This is a genomic window from Bartonella sp. AA81SXKL, from assembly GCF_042196945.1.
Classification (GTDB): Bacteria; Pseudomonadota; Alphaproteobacteria; order Rhizobiales; family Rhizobiaceae; genus Bartonella.
In genome coordinates, this window is record NZ_JBHIRH010000128.1 from 1 (window position 1) to 967 (window position 967).

General features: G+C 47.5%; 2 protein-coding genes. Both read left to right on the forward strand.

Translation table 11 applies throughout. The annotated features are described in order from the left end of the window. Window positions 1–58: 58 nt before the first annotated feature. Complete coding sequence (locus tag ACFINZ_RS12225) at window positions 59–481, forward strand: gp436 family protein (RefSeq protein WP_026500476.1); 423 nt, start codon at window positions 59–61, stop codon at window positions 479–481. A 1-nt stretch (window position 482) separates the two neighbouring features. Further along, the coding region (locus ACFINZ_RS12230) for a phage virion morphogenesis protein (protein WP_375701434.1) at window positions 483–967 on the forward strand (485 nt) is incomplete at its 3' end.

A 967-nucleotide genomic window follows, 5' to 3' on the forward strand; every position in this document is an offset into this window, starting at 1 on the left:
TGCTGCAAAAGATGCCGGTGTTTTGTTGCAAGAAGTTGTCTAAGGGAAACTTTTAAACATGGCTTATGCAAGCAAAACATTGATTGAAGAGCTCTGGGGTGATGACTTCTTGGATGACTTATGCGGGATGGATGAGAATTCTGATCCAGTTTTTTCAGAGCAAGCCATTGCCCGCGCGCTCGAACAGGCAAGTGGTGAGATTGATGTGCATTTGTCTCATCGCTACTGCGTCCCCATTGCTGGACAGCCAGCGGCTCTGGGTATGATCTGTGTCAATATTGCTGTTTATAATTTAGCCATACGCCATACGGCGCTGACCACGACCATTGAAGATCGTTACAAACAGGCGGTTGAACTCTTGAAACGTATTGCCGAAGGCAAAGCGGGTTTAGGCATAGATGAACCTAAAATTATGAGCGAAGATGGTCCCGTGCGTGATGGGGCTTTTTTTCATGCCAAGCCGCGTTTGATGGGAAGATAACATGTCTGTTGCAACCCATATTGAGATTAAAGAGACAGGGCTTGAAGCGGCTTTATCCTTTTTGCAAAAGGGCGCTGATAGCTCGATGGGGACTTTGGCACAAGGGGTTGGGCGTCTCATCCAAGAGAGCACAAGACGGCGGATTCAAAGCGAAAAAAATTCTGCCCAAGGAGAGAAGTGGAAAAACAATTATGCCCGCACCTCCATTCTTTATGCCAGTGGGGCGCTTTCACGCTCCATTGATATGAAAGCTTCACCAGAACAGGTGATTGTGGGGAGTGGGTTGGTTTATGCGCGGATTCATCAATTAGGTGGGGTTATTCGCCCGAAAAATGGCAAGACACTGCGCTTTTTTCTTAAAAGCGGTAATGCACACCGCTTTGTTTGTGTGCATCAAGTGACCATGCCGGCACGCCCTTATTTGGGGCTTTCAGAGCACAATAAAGTGGAAATTGTCAAAGCGACAGAAGACTGGCTGGAAAGGGT

Excerpts from the sequence above, each read along its gene's own strand:
- ACFINZ_RS12225 (WP_026500476.1), top strand. The coding sequence starts at position 59 with ATGGCTTATGCAAGCAAAACATTGATTGAAGAGCTCTGGGGTGATGAC.